General features: G+C 40.3%; 21 protein-coding genes. 17 read left to right on the top strand and 4 right to left on the bottom strand.

The annotated features are described in order from the left end of the window. The first annotated feature begins 170 nt into the window (after window positions 1-170). The 13 genes from ltrA (at window position 171) to NYR53_RS19680 (ending at window position 11,751) form a co-directional block, all read left to right on the top strand. Complete coding sequence (gene ltrA / locus NYR53_RS19740; protein WP_261300466.1) at window positions 171-1,505, top strand: group II intron reverse transcriptase/maturase; 1,335 nt, start codon at window positions 171-173, stop codon at window positions 1,503-1,505. 977 nt (window positions 1,506-2,482) lie between these two features. Next, window positions 2,483-3,181 (top strand): MBL fold metallo-hydrolase, encoded by a 699-nt coding sequence (locus NYR53_RS19735; RefSeq protein ID WP_261300936.1) that lies wholly within the window; start codon window positions 2,483-2,485, stop codon window positions 3,179-3,181. Window positions 3,182-3,259: 78 nt separating this feature from the next. Continuing rightward, the gene (locus tag NYR53_RS19730) at window positions 3,260-3,547 is read left to right on the top strand and encodes a GNAT family N-acetyltransferase (RefSeq protein WP_261300935.1); all 288 of its coding nucleotides are present in this window, start codon (window positions 3,260-3,262) and stop codon (window positions 3,545-3,547) included. Window positions 3,548-3,798: 251 nt separating this feature from the next. Further along, on the top strand, window positions 3,799-4,374 hold the full coding sequence (locus tag NYR53_RS19725) for a histidine phosphatase family protein (RefSeq protein WP_261300934.1): 576 nt from the start codon (window positions 3,799-3,801) through the stop codon (window positions 4,372-4,374). Then, window positions 4,371-4,961, top strand: coding sequence for an HAD family hydrolase (locus NYR53_RS19720; RefSeq protein WP_261300933.1), 591 nt, complete (start codon window positions 4,371-4,373; stop codon window positions 4,959-4,961). The genes NYR53_RS19725 and NYR53_RS19720 overlap by 4 nt, the downstream gene beginning before the upstream one ends. 110 nt (window positions 4,962-5,071) lie before the next feature. Further along, the gene (locus NYR53_RS19715; RefSeq protein ID WP_261300932.1) at window positions 5,072-5,539 is read left to right on the top strand and encodes a DinB family protein; all 468 of its coding nucleotides are present in this window, start codon (window positions 5,072-5,074) and stop codon (window positions 5,537-5,539) included. A gap of 178 nt (window positions 5,540-5,717) precedes the next feature. After that, on the top strand, window positions 5,718-6,533 hold the full coding sequence (locus NYR53_RS19710) for a class I SAM-dependent methyltransferase (protein WP_261300931.1): 816 nt from the start codon (window positions 5,718-5,720) through the stop codon (window positions 6,531-6,533). A 16-nt stretch (window positions 6,534-6,549) separates the two neighbouring features. Then, entirely contained in the window at window positions 6,550-6,996 is a 447-nt protein-coding gene (locus tag NYR53_RS19705) for an NUDIX hydrolase (protein WP_261300930.1), read from the top strand. Window positions 6,997-7,067: 71 nt separating this feature from the next. Then, on the top strand, window positions 7,068-7,946 hold the full coding sequence (locus NYR53_RS19700; RefSeq protein ID WP_261300929.1) for a methyltransferase domain-containing protein: 879 nt from the start codon (window positions 7,068-7,070) through the stop codon (window positions 7,944-7,946). A 122-nt stretch (window positions 7,947-8,068) separates the two neighbouring features. Further along, on the top strand, window positions 8,069-8,920 hold the full coding sequence (locus NYR53_RS19695; protein WP_261300928.1) for an ornithine carbamoyltransferase: 852 nt from the start codon (window positions 8,069-8,071) through the stop codon (window positions 8,918-8,920). Between the two features lie 67 nt (window positions 8,921-8,987). Beyond that, a complete protein-coding gene (locus NYR53_RS19690; RefSeq protein WP_261300927.1) occupies window positions 8,988-9,485 on the top strand; it encodes a GNAT family N-acetyltransferase in 498 nt (165 codons plus the stop codon). A gap of 660 nt (window positions 9,486-10,145) precedes the next feature. Then, entirely contained in the window at window positions 10,146-10,949 is an 804-nt protein-coding gene (locus tag NYR53_RS19685) for a sugar phosphate isomerase/epimerase family protein (protein ID WP_261300926.1), read from the top strand. Between the two features lie 7 nt (window positions 10,950-10,956). Next, on the top strand, window positions 10,957-11,751 hold the full coding sequence (locus tag NYR53_RS19680; RefSeq protein WP_261300925.1) for a TIGR00266 family protein: 795 nt from the start codon (window positions 10,957-10,959) through the stop codon (window positions 11,749-11,751). A 90-nt stretch (window positions 11,752-11,841) separates the two neighbouring features. On the opposite strand, the gene NYR53_RS19675 is transcribed toward NYR53_RS19680, so the two are convergent. Genes NYR53_RS19675 through cysT form a run of 4 tightly spaced genes read right to left on the bottom strand, consistent with a single transcriptional unit; the run spans window position 11,842 to window position 15,698 of the window. After that, window positions 11,842-12,954: a sulfate ABC transporter substrate-binding protein gene (locus NYR53_RS19675; protein ID WP_261300924.1), complete on the bottom strand. Its 1,113-nt coding sequence runs from the start codon at window positions 12,952-12,954 to the stop codon at window positions 11,842-11,844. Between the two features lie 35 nt (window positions 12,955-12,989). Then, window positions 12,990-14,075, bottom strand: coding sequence for an ABC transporter ATP-binding protein (locus NYR53_RS19670; RefSeq protein ID WP_261300923.1), 1,086 nt, complete (start codon window positions 14,073-14,075; stop codon window positions 12,990-12,992). 13 nt (window positions 14,076-14,088) lie between these two features. Further along, on the bottom strand, window positions 14,089-14,895 hold the full coding sequence (locus NYR53_RS19665) for a sulfate ABC transporter permease subunit (RefSeq protein ID WP_261300922.1): 807 nt from the start codon (window positions 14,893-14,895) through the stop codon (window positions 14,089-14,091). Next, a complete protein-coding gene (gene cysT / locus NYR53_RS19660) occupies window positions 14,892-15,698 on the bottom strand; it encodes a sulfate ABC transporter permease subunit CysT (protein WP_261300921.1) in 807 nt (268 codons plus the stop codon). The genes NYR53_RS19665 and cysT overlap by 4 nt, the downstream gene beginning before the upstream one ends. Before the next feature lie 504 nt (window positions 15,699-16,202). Here cysT and NYR53_RS19655 point away from each other — a divergent pair. Genes NYR53_RS19655 through NYR53_RS19640 form a run of 4 tightly spaced genes read left to right on the top strand, consistent with a single transcriptional unit; the run spans window position 16,203 to window position 19,756 of the window. Then, entirely contained in the window at window positions 16,203-16,994 is a 792-nt protein-coding gene (locus NYR53_RS19655; RefSeq protein ID WP_261300920.1) for an ABC transporter permease subunit, read from the top strand. 16 nt (window positions 16,995-17,010) lie between these two features. Continuing rightward, window positions 17,011-17,781, top strand: coding sequence for an ATP-binding cassette domain-containing protein (locus NYR53_RS19650; protein ID WP_261300919.1), 771 nt, complete (start codon window positions 17,011-17,013; stop codon window positions 17,779-17,781). A gap of 26 nt (window positions 17,782-17,807) precedes the next feature. Further along, window positions 17,808-19,418: an FAD-dependent oxidoreductase gene (locus tag NYR53_RS19645; protein ID WP_261300918.1), complete on the top strand. Its 1,611-nt coding sequence runs from the start codon at window positions 17,808-17,810 to the stop codon at window positions 19,416-19,418. Beyond that, entirely contained in the window at window positions 19,418-19,756 is a 339-nt protein-coding gene (locus NYR53_RS19640; protein ID WP_171646110.1) for a 4Fe-4S binding protein, read from the top strand. The genes NYR53_RS19645 and NYR53_RS19640 overlap by 1 nt, the downstream gene beginning before the upstream one ends. The last annotated feature ends 46 nt before the right edge of the window (window positions 19,757-19,802 follow it).

The following is a 19,802-nucleotide window of genomic DNA, read 5'->3' as shown; positions in this document are numbered from 1 at the left end:
TCGTAACAAGCAAACCTATAAGCCCCAAAGGTGAAATGGCGAGCTGCGGGAAGGGAGTCGGAGGGGGCCATACTACCAATGATCCGGCGGACAACATAACCCCGGGGAGGGAAGGGCGCCGAAAGGCAATACCCCACTTCGTTTACGGGATATCAAGGAGGTAAGAGCAAGTGAATGCCGAATACACGGCTAACGCCACCAATGAAAACGCTCGACAACTCCAAAATACCCTCTATCTTGCGGCTAAGGAGAACCCAAAGCGTAAGTTTCATGCGCTGTACGACAAAGTATTCCGGAAAGATATCCTGCAAGAAGCATGGAGAAGAGTGAAAACCAATCGTGGAAGTGCCGGCATCGATGGACAATCAATCGAATTCATCGTCCGAGAGATTGGCGAAGAATCCTTCATCGAAGAGATCAGGCAACAGCTAATGAATGGGGAATACCGACCTTCTCCGGTCAAACGGAAAGAGATTCCGAAGCCGGACGGAAAGGCACGTCCCTTGGGTATTCCAACAGTCCGTGACCGGACTGTTCAGATGGCAACCAAACTGGTGATCGAAGGTATATTCGAATCAGATTTTAAAGATTGCTCTTACGGATTTCGCCCCAAACGGTCGGCTCACCACGCTATAAAGAGCATCCGGGAAAGCATCAATTGGGGCGTCATCAACTGGGTGGTCGACGTAGATATAACAGGCTACTTCGATAATATCTCCCACAGCAAGCTGATGAAACTGGTCGAAGAACGCATCTGCGACAGGCGCATTCTAAAGTTAATTAGACAGTGGCTTGAAGCAGGCGTTATGAAGGATGGCGTATGGCACAAAACGGAGATCGGTAGCCCACAAGGCGGTGTAATATCTCCTCTTCTCGCCAACATTTATCTCAACTACCTCGATACGATATGGGAGAAACAATTCTCTCATCTGGGCAAGCTAGTAAGGTATGCAGACGATCTTGTCATTCTATGCCGGTACAAACCGCAGGCACTCGAAGCTATTCATGTACTCAAGGCTATCTTCGGAAAACTAGAGTTGACCATGAACACATCCAAATCAAAGTTAGTATGTCTATGGAAGAATCAGGATGGGTTTGACTTTCTTGGCTTTCACCATAGGAAGATGCCGCATCTCCATAAAAAGGGGGTTATGTATAGACTTCGAAGCTTTCCATCGAAGAAAGCGATGAAGAAGATGCGTACTCGTTTGAACGAAGAAACGGCATCCCGAGGACGGTTAAACTGGCCGTTAAAGCAAATGGTTGGGCTACTGAATCCTATGATCCAAGGGTGGCGTAACTTCTACGCTCATCTGGATGTAGATCGAAGTATGGCAAACCGTTTCCTTGCGAAAGTGGACTGGTACATCCTGAGGAGATTGAGACTGTTCTGGAATAACAAACATAGGAAGCGCAAGCGGAATTGGTCAGAAATGCATATTCTGCTTCAACGTACAGGACTGAAAACATTATGCACTTGGGTAAAACCGTACTGCCCTGGATGAAGAACGTCGGAAAGCCGTATGCGGGAAAACTGCATGTACGGTTTGATGAGGAGGGGCTGGGATCTCCAGCCCTTTACTCTACTCCTTTAAGGAATCTGCCTTTTTTTAATAGATAAGAATTTATTTTATATGTTTTGGGGTAAGCGAAACTTACCTCTTATTTATATTTGTATGTTTTGGGTTTGAGCGGTCTTTAACGAGAAGAAGTGACTGTGGTTGTGGTAAACCTGCAATTGAGCAGGCTTTTTTTCTTTGATTAGCTCCTATTCGTACATTCCTGCAATTGTGCAGGCTTTTGCGGTCTTTTTTTAATTTCAGGATGGAAACGCTAGAATGCCTGCATATTCGTATTAGCAGGCTTTTCCTCTTTTCAAACGAATTTAGCAAAAATGTCTGTACTTTTGCAGTTATTGTGGGCTGCTGAATAATCGTGCTCCTTATACGTTGGTGAAGCCCTAAGGGGATTCAACTGCTAAGAGCCAAAGTTCCTTGTACACCGGTGAACAGCAAGTCTGCAAATAATAATCGTGTAGTTAATGCCTAATTAATTGAAATAAACAACTTCAACAGCGCTAGGAGCCCACATCCCTTCTTATACACGAAAGAATGGGGTTATACCACGGACCTGAGGCAGAGCCTGAGGTTTTTTCTTGTTGCAAAAAAATCATTAAGAGAGGTTTTTTATGGAAAATATCGAAATATACAGGAGTCTACATTTGCAACTCATTTATTGGAAGCTGGGACTGACCTGCGCTATCCAAGTAATAAAAACTCTAAAATTTAAATCAAGATAATCACATGCAAAACTCTTCCATAATCAAAATTACACGAAATCGATTCGCATAATAATCAATATTGGTTCTAATCAAGTAATTGCTTCGGATAATAATCAGCCATGTAAATTTATTATACAAATTCGGTGCTTAGATCCAATAGTTAAGTGAAATAGTCGCAAAACTAAAAAAGGAGAAAAAATTATGCAACTTTTTGCCATAAAGTTTGGCGAATCACCCCTGTATTCAAAGTATATTTATCGTGATATAAGCACCGACGAGAAAATGCAAATCTCATGGTCTTACTATTTGGCCAAATTCAATAATAAAACGATTTTATTCGATGTTGGTTTTCGAGACCAGATTATCGCTGAGGAGTGGGGCATAACATTAGTAGATATAGATAATGAAATTAATAGTTTAGCTAATTTGAGTCATGTTGATGTCGTATTTATCACCCATAGCCATTTTGACCATATTGACAATATTGATTTATTCGGGAATTCATTGATAATTATTTCTTACGATGAATGTATGCATGTGATAAATAATGGGAAACAAGCTATCAGAGAAAGACTTCTTAGAGAAAACGTATTAACAGTTAAAGATGAGTTTTTATATGATAATAAATTTAAATTCAAAGTTATTGGCGGTCATACAATCGGTTCATCAGTAATTTATTTTGAAGAGAACGAAAAGAATTATGTAATTACAGGAGATGAATGCTATAACTGTAATAATTTATTGGAGAATAGACCTATTGGAATTTATTCAAAGATAGAAAAAAATGAATCTTTTATCTCTGATGCTCATCAGAAGGGGTATATTCCTTTACCTTATCATGATTTAAATCTATTTAATAAATATAAAAAAGTTTCAAGTAATATTGTCCAAATCATTTAGTATGTAATTCAAAGAAGGCGACTACTTTACCTAACATCACCGATGCAATGATAATAAAAACTTAAAGGATGTGTCACAATGCCTCGACTAATTGGTGATCGAATTATTTTGAGAGAGTATAGCAAGGAAGATCTAAAGTTTATGAGACAGTGGTGTAATGATCCGGAAATCGTTGATAACTTATCAGATATTTTTTTATTTCCGCATACAGTAAATGGAACAGAACAATATTTAAATTCAATACTTGAAGGAAAAACAGAGCAGAAGGGATTTGTAATTGCTCACAAAGATACTGAGGAGTACATAGGACAAAAATGGTCGTTATTCAGATACGATTTATATGAGCATATTGAAAAGAGAATATGAAGAAATAAATAAACAGTAATGTTTTAAGTGAGAATTCAAAGAAAGGCGACCCATCGTATAAAACCGTATTCACGCTGCGGGGCTAACGCCCCTTGGTCTGCCCGAGGCAATTCGAGGAATATGAATCAGTCAGACAACCCTGCACTGGCTAGGTCCGTCGGATCCGGCAGCAAGCAGTGAGGGTTCGTAAATACAAGAACGTTAGATGAAATCATTGCATTTATTAACGTTATTTTCGAGGAGGTCTTATCATGAAAACCAGTATTTATATGGTGAGACATGCAGAGTCGCCATTTGTATTTGGACAAGAAAAAACTAGAGGATTATCTGAAGAAGGACTCGCAGATTCGAGAAGAGTATCCGATTTGTTAAAGGATGTTGAGTTCGATTCTATTGTTTCAAGTACTTATACTAGAGCAATTCAGACGGTGCAATATTTAGCAGAAAGTAAAGGGTTACCAATAAAAGAATTTGAAGAATTAAGAGAAAGACCAATTAAGGGACTGGATTACAAGGCTCCTTGGGAAGAATTGTTGAAGGCAATAGAGACGTCATTTGTTGATTTAGACTTTGCTTTAGAAGGTGGAGAATCGACGAGGGATGCACAACAAAGATCAATACCCATCATTGAGAATTTACTTAAACAGTACCGTGGAAAGAATATTGTTATCGGAACTCACGGGAATATAATGACATTAATAATGAATTATTATAATAACAACTACGGATTTGACTTTTGGAATAGCACTTCAAAGCCAGACATCTATAAGATGACTTTTATTGATAATCAATTAGAGGGTATTGAAAGAATTTGGGATGCTGAATGATGGCCAAGCCACAATTAGTCTTAGACATAGCAGGTGTGTTAGTTAATAATCTGTCATCTTTATTTTGGAAAGAACTTGGTACGGGATCGGGTGTAACTTTTCAAGTGTTGAAAGAACAGTTTAATGAAATCAGAAAGGGTCTTTGGACTGGGAATCTCAAGGAAGAGCAGTTTTGGATATGGCTAATTGATCGTTACCCAGGTATAAACAAAGATAGGGCAAGAGATATTTTGATAGGAACGTTAGAGCCTTTGCCTTCAGTTCAGTTTCTCGAACAATGGAGTCGAATAGCTGACATTCATCTTTTAAGTAATCATTGCAGAGAATGGATAGAACCGGTTCTATCTAAGCTTGAAGGAGATATAAAGAGTGTCACTATTTCAAATCAAGTTGGAATTTGCAAACCAGATATACGGATATATGAATTGGTTGAAAGGTATTTTGAATGTAAAGATCGGATTTTATATATCGATGATCAAGAAAAGAATTTAAAACCGGCAATGAGTCTTGGGTGGAATATTTTAATTGCAGACGATCAGAACAATTGGATTAAAGAAGTTGAACCTTTATTAAGGGCAGATATGTAGGCGGATCCGAAGAAGAGGTTCCGTTGTATAACAACGTATTCACACTTCGAAATTATGGTATAATATGCCGTAAACAATAATTTGAAGGAGTGAGGACGATAGAACACTTTTTGTTCAAACAGCTGGCTTTCGTAAGAGGCCAAACTTTAAAATTGATGGATGGCGTTACCGAGGAAACAGCCGACCGGATCCCTGATGGCTTTCGAAATACGATCCGTTGGCAGCTTGGGCACGTTTATGTCGTGCTTGAACGGTTCGCATTTCAATATTTGGGTCTTCCGCTTCGTTTGCCAGAAGGGTTCAAGGAGCAATTTGAGTATGGTACAACGCCTTTAAATTGGTCCGATTCCGCTGCCATTCCGACCTTGCCAGAGTTGGAGAACTTGCTGAAAGATCAGCAAGAGCGGATACGTGATGTGCTTGGTCTTCGTATGCAGGAGAAGATTGTTCCACCTTATACAACTTCAGCTGGAATGACCTTGGAAACAACAGAGCAGTTTCTTGGTTTTAATTTGTACCATGAAGGCATGCATATAAGTATCATTAAACTTTATAAAATTTTATTACGAGATTCATAGTAACGTAATAGTAAAAGCGCATGTTGCTTAGGTGACATGCGCTTTTTTTCGGTTTGTTTTGACTTTATATGAATTAGAGGAATATTTTGGGATTTATTGAATTAAAGTAAGGAACGTTTATTTCTTTGAACGAAAGAGTTTCTCTATCTATCAAAATCTTTTGAAGGAGTAGATATATATGGATAATGTAATTAATTATTATAATAGATTTGACGAATGGGGCCGCCTTGATAGAGAACCTATTGAATTTATAGTTAACTGGCACCATATACGAAGTTTGCTGCCGCAAAAAGGGCACATCTTAGATAACGGAGCTGGACCGGGTAAATACTCAGTTGAATTAGCAAAATGTGGTTATGATGTTACACTTACGGATCTCACCCCGAGATTAGTGGAATTAGCTGGTGAGAAGGCAGTCGAGTTGAAATTAGAGGAATTTTTCAAAGGTTTCCATATTGCTGACGCAAGAAATTTAGACATTTTCAATGATGAGCAATTTGATGCATCTTTGATGTTGGGGCCTTTATATCATTTACAGACACCAGCGGATCGGGATTCTGCCGTACAAGAATTGCATCGAGTTACTAAGCGGGAGGGTATTGTATTTGTCGCGTTTATGACAAGGATTCGGCATCTAACGACTTCATTATTATTCCCTCAACACTGGAAACCGAATGATAACATAGAGAATATAAGTTCATTTTTAGAAACCGGTATATTTAATCATACGGACGAAGGACGATTCACAGGGGCGTATTATTTTAACATAGAAGATATTAATCCATTCATGGAATCTCAAGGATTTGAGACTCTCAAATTGATTGGGTCATCTAGTATAGCTGGTTCATTTAAATCAGAGCAATTTGACTATTGGCGTTCTCGTGGCGAAGACGAATTCCAAGAAGTTATGAATATGATTTACAAAGAATCTGAGAATCCTCACATATTAGGAGTGTCTTCACATTTATTGTACATCGGTCGAAGAAAAAACTGAAAGGAGTTATATAACTATGGGCTACATAATGGATTTAAGAAAAATCGTTGGAACAAGACCATTAATTATGGCAGGTGCTTGTGTCGTTGTTATTCATAATAACTCCATTTTATTTGAGAAAAGAACTGATAATGGCATGTGGGGATTGCCCGGAGGATCTTTAGAGCCAGGGGAAACAATGGAACAGGTAGCAAGAAGAGAGTTATTTGAAGAAACCGGATTACAAGCCAAGGAGCTTGAATTATTAGATGTTTTTTCAGGTCAAGAGCTGTATTACAAATATCCACATGGTGATGAGGTCTATAATGTAGTGGCTGCTTTTTTATGTAAAGAATTTGAAGGAGTTATCAATCAGGATGAGTCAGAAGTTACAGAAATTAAATTTTTTGAATTAGGTGAGATACCTGACAATATTAGTCCTCCAGATAGACCAATAATAAATACTTTTTTTAAAAGATTGTAAACCTAGAGCAAAGATTAGCAGCTTTAACGACCAGGAGCCCAAATTACGCAATTGATAAAAGGAGCTTAAAAATGTCCGAATATTACTGGGACAAAAAGATTGAATACTTAAGAAATACTCGAGAATTGTATTACAATGATGATTATTTAGAATTTTTAGTGAAAACTGTTTGGAAGATTTTAAAACCGGTGAATATCATCGATTATGGTTGTGGCTTTGGATATTTGGGGCTTAAATTGTTACCGCTTTTACCTATTGGATCAACCTACACGGGAATTGACAAGGGTAATGAACTAATTAAAACGGCGAGGGAAGTCTTTTTAAATCAGCCTTATCCATCAGAATTTTTCGTAGCAGATATTGAAGAAGTTACAATAGATAGAAAGTATGACATAGCTATGTGCCATGCTTTTTTATTACATATGTCTGATTCGAAGAAAGTACTTCAGAAGATGATTGATTGTGTTTTAGATGATGGAATGGTCATTTGCTTTGAACCGCATTGGATTGCTAACATGTCAAACTACGGTCTTAATGAACTGGAGCAATCTAAAGTGATTAAACTGGGTATTTTGCAAAAATTGTACGAGGGAGATTTTAATCGCAAGGGAAAGGACGGAAATATTGGAATCAAATTACCAATCTATCTCAGTCAATTAGGTTTAAAGAACGTTGCATGTAGAGTAAGTGATAAGGTTAATTTCTTGGATCAGAATATGGACATGGTAAGTAAGCAAAGTCTTTATAGCTCTTTGAGGGAAGAAGGATTAGGGGAGCTGCCTGGAGAGAAAGAGGAATTTCTTCAGAATTTAGTGAATCGGGGATTAATGTTTGATGAGGCGATGAGTCAATATGAAGCTGAGTTACTATTTTCAAGGGAATTCGATAATAAATCCTACTTAACATATGCACCGAACATGAAAATTACATTTGGCACTGTAAAAAGATAGCACAACAACGGCTTGATGATGGCGCGGACATCTCCTTCGGGTAGTAAGGGTTTAGGAACAAAAAAATCTTATAGGAAACAGCGCAAATATAACGAATCAAATAACAAAGGACGTAGTCGCTCATGCATTTGTTGGAAATAAAGGCTCTTTCAGAAGAACAAGTCCTAGAAATATTTGAACTAACCAAATACCTTAAAGTAACTCAAACTAATAAATTTCTATGTGGAAAGACATTCGTTTTATTTTTTCCTGAAACAAGTATTAGGACAAGAATTACTTTCGAGAAGGGTATTAAGGACTTAGGTGGTGAGTGTATTTTATTTCCCCCTGAAACACTTGATAAAAGAGAGGACCCAAAAGATGTAATGAATTATTTGAGTAATTGGGCTGATGGTTTAATCATTAGGCATTCCGACTTTTCAAAACTTAAGGAACTATCACTTTATGGCTCGATTCCAATTGTCAACGCTATGACTTCTAATAACCATCCATGTGAGATACTTTCTGACCTGTTTTCAATAGTGGAATTAAGAGATAATTATAGGGAGTTAGTTTATACATTCGTTGGTGCAGCAAATAATATTTCAAACTCATGGATGGAAATTGCTAAAGTAATGGATCTTAAATTCAATCATGTTTGTGCATCTGGTCATGAACTCGCCGATAACAATTCAAATTATCAATTTTCGACTTTTCTTGAAACTACGCTGAATAGTAGCGATGTGATACTAACGGATTCTTTACCAAGTCAATTCTTAAATAAGGAATATATAGGTAAGTATCAAATAACAGTAGACAGAATGAAGTTAGCAAACAAAGGTGCATTATTAAACCCTTGTCCACCATTTTTTAGAGATGAAGAAGTTAGCGATGAGGTAATGGAATCCGAATATTTTGTGGGACATGCATTCAAGAAAAATTTAATCTTTGTTCAACAAGCTGTTTTGATGTACTGTTTGGGTTTGAAAATTTAAGAGGTTAACGTACCTTGGTCTTCCCAAGGGAATTCCCGAATTAAACGATGAAAGGAGTTTTAATATCATGATCAGATTGTGTGAAAACAGAGATAAAGAAGTTATCTATCAGATTATCAATGATGCAGCTCAAGCATACGAAGGAGTTATTCCTCATGATTTGTACCATGTACCATACATGACTATGGAAGAATTAAATCATGAAATGAATGAAGGAGTTATGTTTTGGGGGCTAGAGGAAAACAATGAATTACTTGGAGTTATGGGAATACAAGATAAAGGGGAAGTTTCATTAATCAGACATGCTTATGTTAAAACGAGTCAACGTAAAGGTGGAATAGGGACCAAGCTTCTGTATCATTTAATTAATTTAACAGATAAACCAATTTTAATTGGGACTTGGGCATCGGCTGAATGGGCAATTAATTTTTATCTAAAGAATGGATTTAAGTTAATTTCACGTGAAGAGCAGGGGGAATTACTACATAGATTTTGGAATATATCTGAAAGACAAGTCGAGACATCTGTAGTACTATGTGATAGTAAATGGAATTCTCATAGTTGATGAGACTTGAGGGACTTTTCAATAAAGAAGCGACTTAGAAGAACAATGTATTCACGTTACGGTACCTGTAGGTCCTTGGTTTGCCCTAGTCTTTGTGATTCGGGAACACAACAACGTAGGTGAAATCTTGGAATGAAGAATCATAAGAAGGTGAATCAATGAAGATTAATGAGATGATCAATATATAATTGAGGAATTTCCATTTGAAAATGATATTTTATATAGAATATCAAAATGTACTAAACTTGATGATGAAGATTTAGAGTTGGTAATTGACATTGTTTATGAATACGAACCAGAATTACTTCAGCAATGGAAAGTAAATTGTATTAATGTCGAATACCACGAATTAAGATTCCATTATCATGAAAGTATTGAGGAAACGAGTGATCATATCTTACTTTGGCAATTTAATCAACCTCAGCAAGAACTTTATTTTACTAATAGACCCAAAAACATATACAAATTAATAGGAGATTTATACTGAAGTAAAGACAACTATATTGCCGAAGAAGATACCCCATTCTAATTTCAGATTACTATTATTAGACGACTCATATGTTATTGCAAAGGAGTTCAATGCAGAAAGGAAAAAGTAATTTTGATGGTGATTCAAAATCTTAGAAAATATATGACATCCTAATATGGAGGTAGTCTATATTGCAGCTAGGAATGCCAACTTTAATAGAATTTAAAACACTTGAACAGAATGTTGACCTATGTAAAGAATTAAGTCTTGATTTCATTGAACTAAATATGAATCTTCCGATATGTTTGCCAGAGAATTTAAGCCATCAGGAAATAAGGCGAATTAAGAAAGAATATGGCATTGAATTTACTGTTCATTTACCAGAAGAAATTGACTTATCATCGTTTCACCCTTCAATAAGAATAGGACATTTACAAAGATGTATTGAAACAATTGAATGGGCTAATAGGGCAGGAATTGAAACCCTGAATATGCATTTAAACAATGGCATTTACTTTACACTGCCCCACGAACGAATGTGGATTAATGAACAATATGAATCAGAATTTATTAAATTACTCTTTGAATCATATTCTAAACTCTATCAGCTTGCTAAATCTCTAAATGTTGTTCTGTCGATAGAGAATACATGTAACTTTCATGTTCCATTTATAAGCAGGGCGCTCGAAATGTTAGCGAAGTTCGAAAATTTTCACCTTACATGGGATGTAGGGCACGATGCTAAAGTTAATTTCAAGGAAGAGGTTGTATTCCGCGAATTTTCTGATCGCATTAAGCATATGCATCTCCATGATTGCAATGATCAATCAGACCATCAGCCCCTTTATAGCGGTAATGTTCCGATTAATGATCGACTTCTTTTTGCTGAAAAATATGACTTATCTGTTGTGATTGAAGTAAAGACTAGTGCATCATTAAGAGAATCAGTAAATCAAATAAAGAAAAATTCCTTATGGAAAACAAATTGGAGGTAAGAAAGTAATGAACGCACATGAGATTGACTATCGTATTTTAGGAAATGAAATGCAGTATGTGGAAATCGAGTTGGATCCGGGAGAAAGTGTGGTAGCTGAAGCCGGTAGTATGATGATGATGGATCAAAACATCCAGATGGAGACTATCTTTGGAGATCGAAGCAGTGATAATAAAGGGTTCATGGGCAAACTGCTTGGAGCTGGTAAACGATTATTAACGGGTGAAAGCTTGTTCATGACGGTTTTTACGAATCACAGCTCACACGGGAAAGAACAGGTTAATTTTGCTGCACCTTATCCTGGGAAGATCCTAGCGATGGATTTGCAAGATCTCGGTGGTAAGTTGATTTGTCAAAAAGACTCCTTCCTATGCGCAGCGAAAGGTGTTTCGGTAGGCATTGCTTTTCAGCGTAAGTTAGGGGCTGGTTTCTTCGGTGGTGAGGGTTTCATCATGCAGAAGATTGAAGGCGATGGTTTGGCTTTTGTTCATGCTGGTGGTTCTATCTGTGAGCGTGTCCTTCGTCCAGGAGAAATGCTTCGCGTGGATACGGGGTGTCTCGTAGCTATGACACAAGAGGTTGATTATGATATTGAGATGGTCAAAGGCGTTAAAACGGCGTTGTTCGGCGGTGAAGGCTTATTCTTCGCTACGTTACGCGGACCTGGACGCGTCTGGATTCAATCCTTGCCGTTCAGCAGGCTGGCGGACCGTATGGCTTCAGCATCGAGAGCTGGAGGAAGGAAAGAAGAGGGAAGCATCTTAGGCGGCCTAGGTAACTTACTTGATGGAGACGGAAGATAAAGATTGTACTCATAACATATAATAATAATAATAATAATAAAAAAAGCCCGGAAGCGAATTGTACATTCGCACCGGGCTTTTCCTATGTTCTTACTTGGCTCCACCTTCTGCAAGGATGGTTTCCCAAATTGCGCCTTTGCCATAAAGCTCTTTGTTTACTTTGTCCCAACCGCCGAGATATTCAATGTTGAATAAGCCAGCAGGCGTAGTATAGTTTTTCTCGTATTTCTTAGCGACCTCAGGTAGGACGGAACGGAAGCCTTTTTCTGCGAACACGGTTTGTGCTTCAGGTGTATATAAGAAGTCTAGGAACGCTTGCGCTACTTCACGATTACCATGTTTGTCTACGTATTTGTCAATAAGGGCAACTGGATTCTCGATGGATGTTGTGTACTGTGGGATGACTTCAACATACTTTTTACCGGATTGAATACGAGCCAGAAGCTCATTTTCATAGGTTACGATCGCATCGCCAACACCTTTATCGAAGGTTGTAAGGGAATCTGCTCCACTTTTATCCAACACTTTAATGTTTTTGTATACTTTGCTTACCAGATCTTTTGCAGCCGCTGGGTCTTTTTTACCTGCAGCTTCGGAAGCTTTCAGGCCTCCGCCGTAGATGGCATTAATATCCCATTTGGCACCGCCGGAAGTACTTGGATTAGGAATCAGAACTTCAACACCCGGTTTCGTCAAATCAGCCCAGTCTTTAATTCCTTTCGGATTGCCTTCACGAACACCAATTGCTGCAATCGAAGCTGTGATATTACCTTTGTAAGGATTGTTTTTCCAATCGTGCGTAATTAAGCCCTTCTCAGCGATCTTTTGAATGTCACCTTCCAAAGATAGTGGAGCGATGTCAGCCTCAAAACCTTGGATAATGGCAGTAGCTTGTGCGCCAGAAGCCACATAGGATTCTTGGAATTCAACAGTTTGACCTGTTTTCTTTTTCCATTGATCCTTAAATTTTGGAATAATGAGATCGAAGGATTCTTTGACGACCGAATAAGCTCCAAGTGTAATCGTCACTTTGCCGCCTTCAGCCTTTGGAACAGCGCTTGCCGCGGCAGTTGCAGCAGCTGTTGCTGCCGCAGATGGAGCAGGTGAGCTAGCTGATTTCGTCCCCGATCCGCAAGCTGTCAGGGCAATACTTGCTGTGAATAGTGTTGCTGTGATTAAGCCAAGCGTTTTGAAATTTTTCATGGTTTACAACTCCCCTTTTAATGTATACACAATTTTTATATAAAAACAGGCAGTGGATCTTGTTTAGCCTGATTCTCAATCAACTTATTGTCCGTTTTCGTAAACACGGAGATGTGATGAATGAGGATATTTACCTCATCACCAGGTTGATAAATCTTTTCCTTCACGGACTGATAAGCAAATAGCTTGATAGCCCCTGTATCAATTTCCAAATACCAGGAATCCCCTCGGAAATGAGCATGCGTTACTTTCCCTTTTTCCCCAGCTGTTGCGAGATGAGAAACATCATGGTTGCGAACTTCAATGGATTCTGGTCGAATCATTACGTTAACGTCTGGAAGCCATTGACCATCCTTCTGTAATTCTTCCAAGTAAGGAAACCCGATTAGTGGGGTATATTGCGAAATAATATTAGATTCTCCAATAAACGAGGCTACAAAAGAGGATGCAGGCTTCGTGTAAATCTCCCAAGGACTTCCTTGCTGCTCAATTTTTCCGCCTTGAACAAGAATGATTTCGTCCGCAACTTCGATGGCTTCATCTTGATCATGCGTAACGAATAGGGTAGTTACTTTAAACTCATCGATGAGGTTTCTCAGCCAAACGCGGAGCTCTTTTCGAATTTTAGCGTCAATGGCTGCAAAAGGTTCATCAAGCAAAAGCAGTTGAGGTTCGGGTGCTAAAGCTCTTGCGAAGGCAACCCGTTGGCGTTGACCGCCAGAAAGCTGATGAGGGTATTTGCGCTCACTACCGGCAAGCCCCATCAAACCTAGAAGATAAGTAACGCGATCTTGAATGAAGTCTTTAGGTTTTTTCAGAACCTTCAAGCCATAGGCCACATTTTCAAAAACGGTCATATGCTTGAAGAGCGCATAGCTTTGAAACACGAAGCCAATTCCTCTTTCTTGAACCGGAAGATGTGTCGCTAGTTTCCCGTCGAAGTAAATATCGCCAGTAGTGGGGCTTTCTAATCCTGACAGCATGCGAAGAATGGATGTTTTACCGCCTCCGCTTGGCCCTATCAAACCTACCAGATGACCTTTCGTAATGCTGAAATTAACGTCCTTGATGGCATGAAACTGCCCGAAATGTTTATTAAGGTTCTTGACTTCGATGTGCATACGGGGCTCCTCCTTAATGGCTTCTCAATTTTTCACTTCTTCTTTTCAACCACTCAAGTGCTAATAAAATAGAAATCGATATGAGACCTAAGACGAAAGCAACGCTGTTCGCTGCCACGAGGTGGAATTGTTCGGCATCTTGATAAACAAGGGTTGTCGCCGTTTGCGTCTGATTAATGATATTGCCGGATACGACTAAGATCGATCCAAACTCGCCAAGTGCTCTTGCGATCGTTAAGATGAGACCGTACAGCACGCCCCAACGAATACCTGGCCATGTAATTTGAAGGAATGTACGCCAAGCACCAGCGCCTAGTGTAGCAGAAGCTTCTTCCGACTGTGTACCAATCTCTTCAAGTAAAGGCACCACTTCACGTACCATCAGAGGGAAAGTTATGAACATCGTTGCTAAGACCATGCCGGGTACAGCATAAACAACTTTCATATTGTGATCTTCCATAAAAGTCCCAAAAGTCGTATTTGGACCGAAAATCAAGATAACCATTAAACCGACAATGATAGGAGATACAGCAAATGGGAGATCAATAAGTGCATTGATGACAGGCTTCAACCAGCGAGAGATCCAAGAACCTCTGACAATTTCTAAGGAAATGTAAATGCCGACAATGGCATTAAGAATGGTTACAATCACGACGATAATGAAAGAAATTTTCATGGCATGCAGCGCTTCAGGTCGAACAAGAGCGTCGAAAAAAGCTTGCGGGCCTTCCTCAAAAGCACCAAAGGTAATACCAAGAAAAGGCAACATAATAAGTAAGAAAATAACGAGAAAGGAAATACTGATCAATACTTTTCTCATGCTAGGCGCCCCTTTCCGCGTGTCAGTACATTGATGATCCAGAGAATAAGGACGGACAATGTAAGGAGCACAAGAGAGATAGCGGCTGCGCCTTCGGGATTAAAGTTCTGTGTTTCACCATATATATAGACCGATGCGACCATCGTTTTACCGGGCAGATTACCTGATATGAGGGAGATGGCTCCAAATTCGGCAAGTGATCGAGAAAAGGCGAGCATGCTGCCGGCTATGATACCTGGGAAAATAGCTGGGAATACGATTCTACAGAAGGTGTAAAATCTACCCGCACCAAGCGTAAAACTGGCTTGTTCTTCTGCTGGATCGATTTGTTCAAGCAACGGTTGAACAGTTCGAATGACAAAAGGGAAGGTAACAAATACAAGGCCGATTACGATAGCCGTTTGATTATAAAGCAGCTTAATTCCCACGTGGTCGAGCCAGACACCTAGCGGACTTGAAGGACCTAGTAGGGTTAGGAACATTAAACCAGCTACTGAAGTCGGAAGCGAGAAGGGGAGATCTACCATGCTGTTTAAAATGCTTTTGCCGCGGAACGTATAGCGGACGAGAACATAAGCAATGATGGTACCTACAATCGCTTGAATGATGGTTGAGACAACACTGAGCTTCATGGTTAACACAATGGACTTCCAGGCTAGTGGTCCTGTAACCTCTTTCCAAAATGGATCCCAACCTAACGAAAATCCTTTCATATAGATGGAACCTATTGGGATGACAAGAAGTACTAACAAATAGCCGATAAGCACAGATCGAACCGTAGCTTTAAAAACCTTATTTCCCACATTACACCACCTAATGTCATTAATCATAGCTACTTACTCGGAATAATAAATTGACTATACCAACGGTTGGTCTGATTTGTCAATACGCCTAAACTCATTTTTATGCAAGAAAGATGAAATTTTTTTCTAACAAGTAAATTCACAAGGAATATGGCATGATTTGCACGACTAAAATACAGTTTTTGCACACGATTTTCTGATGTTAAAAGACAAGCTTATTAATGAAGGAATATTTCAAAAGAAATAAACGTTGGCTGAAAATAACGTTTTCTTAATGGAATAGTCTTTTAGCATGTAGAAAAACTCATTGACGAAGCCTATAACTGGTGATAGTATAGGAAACATATCAAAACCAAGTAATCGGGTATGAATTATTTAATTAAATAAAAGAGTCGACCAGATGACTGGAGACTTCCATTCTTGCTTAGCATTTTGAGGCATGAATCGGGAGTCTTTTTCGTTTTCTAACGCCACTTTACTTTATGAGAAGAAAGAGGGATTCACATGCTAGCTAATCGCACTTCATCATTAACTGAATCAAAGTTTTGGCAGCCTTGGGTCATACCGATCCTCATTTTGATTCTATGGCAAGTTCTTGGCTTATCCGGGTGGTTATCTGACCGCATCCTGCCTACGCCTTGGGAGGTTTTAACGGCTTTATACGGTGTAATTAAAGATGGCACAATTTTCGAATATGTAGCAGTGAGCACGAAGCGGGCTTTTCTTGGGTTCCTGATTGGCGGGAGCATTGCATTCGTCATTGGTTTGCTAAATGGGATATTTCCAATCGCCGAACGATATGTAGATTCTTCTATCCAAATGGTGCGAACCATCCCGCACTTAGCGATGATTCCTCTTGTTATTATGTGGTTTGGTATTGGTGAGACCTCAAAGCTCTTCCTTGTTTCATTGGGAGTTGCTTTCCCCATATATCTCAATACGTTTCATGGGATTCGATCCGTCGATCCAGGTTTAGTTGAAATGGGTAAAGTGTATGGCCTTAAAGGGTTCGCGTTATTTACAAAAGTGATTTTACCAGGGGCGTTGGCGAATATTTTACTTGGCATCCGATTTTCATTAGGCATCATGTGGCTTAGTTTAATTGTAGCTGAAACGATTGCGGCTGATTCCGGAATTGGTTATATGGCAACGCATGCGAGGGAATTTATGCAAATGGATGTTGTCGTGTTATGTGTGATCTTGTATGCCTTGTTGGGGAAATTATCTGATTTAATTGCCAAGTATTTTGAAAATCGTTGGCTGAAGTGGCATCACAACTACTTGAATAAAGCCTAGAGAAGGGGGAATAGTCATGAGCATTAAAAGCGGAGGCACGCAGCTGCACATTCGGAATGTAAACAAATCATTTGGTCAAACACATGTATTATCGGGGATTGATTTATCGATTAAACAAGGTGAATTTGTAGCAATCGTAGGTCGAAGCGGATGTGGAAAAAGTACGTTACTTCGTTTAATTGCAGGACTCGATGAAGCGTCAAGCGGTGCCATCTTATTAGATGCTCAAGCGATCAATGGTATTCACGAAGATACGAGAGTGCTGTTTCAGGAACACCGTCTGCTGCCATGGAAAAAGAATATCGATAACGTGCGGATCGGTGTTAAATCCGGCGACAAAGAAGTCGCCTTTAAAGCACTCCAGCAGGTTGGGCTAGAGCATAAGCGGGATGATTGGCCTGCTGTCCTCTCCGGTGGTCAAAGGCAGCGTGTAGCCTTGGCAAGAGCATTGGCTGGCAATCCGCGTCTGTTGCTTTTAGATGAACCGTTAGGCGCTTTGGATGCTTTAACTCGCATTGAAATGCAGCAGCTTATTGAGCAGTTATGGTTGGAGAAGCAATTTACTGTCCTGTTGGTCACACATGATGTGAGTGAAGCTGTAGCGTTAGCGGACAGAGTCATTATTATCGAAGATGGGAAAATAGGGCTGGACTTAAAGATCTCGCTTTCTCGACCTAGAGAGCATGATAGTGGATTCGCTTATTATGAGAAGACCATTTTGGATAGGCTTCTTGTCAAGCAACCGTATGAGCAGGTAAGAGCTGCGGCAGATGCATTCTCAATTTAAAAACGAACATAAAGGAGGACGAAGGAATGGCTCAATTTGATTTGCAGCTTCAAGCGGATGTACTAATTATTGGTGGAGGACCTTCTGGCGCATGGGCGGCCATTACAGCAGCCAAAGAAGGAGCGAAAGTCATTCTGGTCGATAAAGGATATTGCGGGACGAGCGGCGCCACGGCACCATCAGGCACAGGCTTATGGTACGTGAATCCCAATGCGGATGAGCGTGAGGAAGCTATGAAGAGCAGGGAAGCGCTTGGCGGTTATTTAGCTGATCGCGGTTGGATGAAGAAAGTTCTAGATCAAACTTATACCAATACGAATCAAATTGCTGCTTGGGGGTATCCATTCCCGCTCGACGAAACGGGAACTTCGCACCGGAAGAGCTTGCAGGGGCCTGAATACATGAAGTTGATGCGCAAGCAAGTGCAGAAAGCAGGAGTTCGTATTCTGGACCACAGCCCGGCGCTCGAACTGCTAGCTGATGAGCATGGTGTTGCAGGGGCAACTGGGGTGAACAACCAAACGAAAGATACATGGCGTGTGGATGCGACTTCCGTCGTGATTGCAACGGGCGGATGTGCTTTCCTTAGTAAGGCTCTGGGTACAAATGTCTTGACAGGGGATGGGTACTTGCTCGCGGCTGAAGCGGGGGCTAACTTATCGGGCATGGAATTTTCCACCGCTTATTCGTTAGCGCCGGCCTTTTCTCCTGTAACGAAGTCTGCCTTTTATACGTGGGCAACATTTTACTATGAGGATGGCAGCATAATAGAAGGCGCGGGCTCGCAAAAGGGGCGTTCAGTGATTGCTCGAACGCTTCTGACGCAGCAAGTTTTCGCTAGAATCGATAAGGCTGATGAAATCGTCAAAAAAGCGATGCGTCAGGCGCAGCCTAACTTCTTTCTATCGTTCGATCGCCTAGGTATTGATCCGTTCACTCAAAAGTTTCCTGTCACTTTGCGGTTTGAAGGGACTGTAAGAGGTACTGGCGGTATCCATATTATTGATGAAACGTGTGCGACGGAAGTACCTGGACTTTATGCAGCAGGAGATGCAGCGACAAGAGAGCTAATCTGCGGTGGATTTACGGGAGGCGGAAGTCACAACGCAGCTTGGGCTATGTCCTCGGGCTATTTCTCAGGTGAAGCTTCGGCTAAATATGCGCTGAAACTGGGTGCAGCAGCTTCAAATAGGAAGGCTAAAGGATTGTCCGAGGCTACAGGTGTACCTAAACAAGCAACGACAAGATCCGATTCACCTGATACGCAAGAAATTATCAAAGCGGTTCAAGCTGAAGTATTCCCGTATGACCGTAATTGGTTCCGTACAGGAGAAGGCTTGCAAGATTCGCTGGAGCGCTTGAATCATCTTTGGCATGAGCTGAAGCAGGGCATTCAAGCGAGTAATGGGAATGTTGTACGTGTTCGTGAAGCTGCTGCAATGACGGCCACAGCGAGATGGATGTACACCAGTGGTTTGGAACGTAAGGAAACACGCGGCATGCATCGCCGGGAGGATTTCCCTCGTGTTGATCAAGACCAGCAGTATCGCATCATTAGTGGTGGTTTGGATTCAACATGGGCGAAGCCTTTAGTTGACCCATCCTTTTCAAGCGTCAAAAAGGAGGCTGTTGTGTAATGATTGAACTGCTTAGTAAAGATCGCTGCATTAGCTGCAATCAGTGCGTATCCGTATGTCCAACGAATGTCTTTGAATCCGTAGCGGGAGATATTCCGGTCATCGCCAGACAATCGGACTGCCAAAGCTGCTTCATGTGTGAGTTATACTGTCCAACGGATGCTCTTTATGTTTCTCCGGTAGCGGAACAAACGATAGCAGTGAACGAAGGAGAGCTAGTTCAAGAAGGTTTATTAGGAAGCTATAAAGAGAACATTGGCTGGGGGAAAGGCCGAGAATCGACAGCCTCGTCAGACGGTTCCTATATCATTTTCCAACGTATGCGTGCCTCGCATTAATTCGATTATTATCCATTTCACTCAACTATCAGGGGGTCCAAAGACA

Origin of the sequence: Paenibacillus andongensis, assembly GCF_025369935.1 — a bacterium.
Classification (GTDB): domain Bacteria; phylum Bacillota; class Bacilli; order Paenibacillales; family NBRC-103111; genus Paenibacillus_E; species Paenibacillus_E andongensis.
This window is presented reverse-complemented; position numbering and strand designations above follow the sequence as displayed.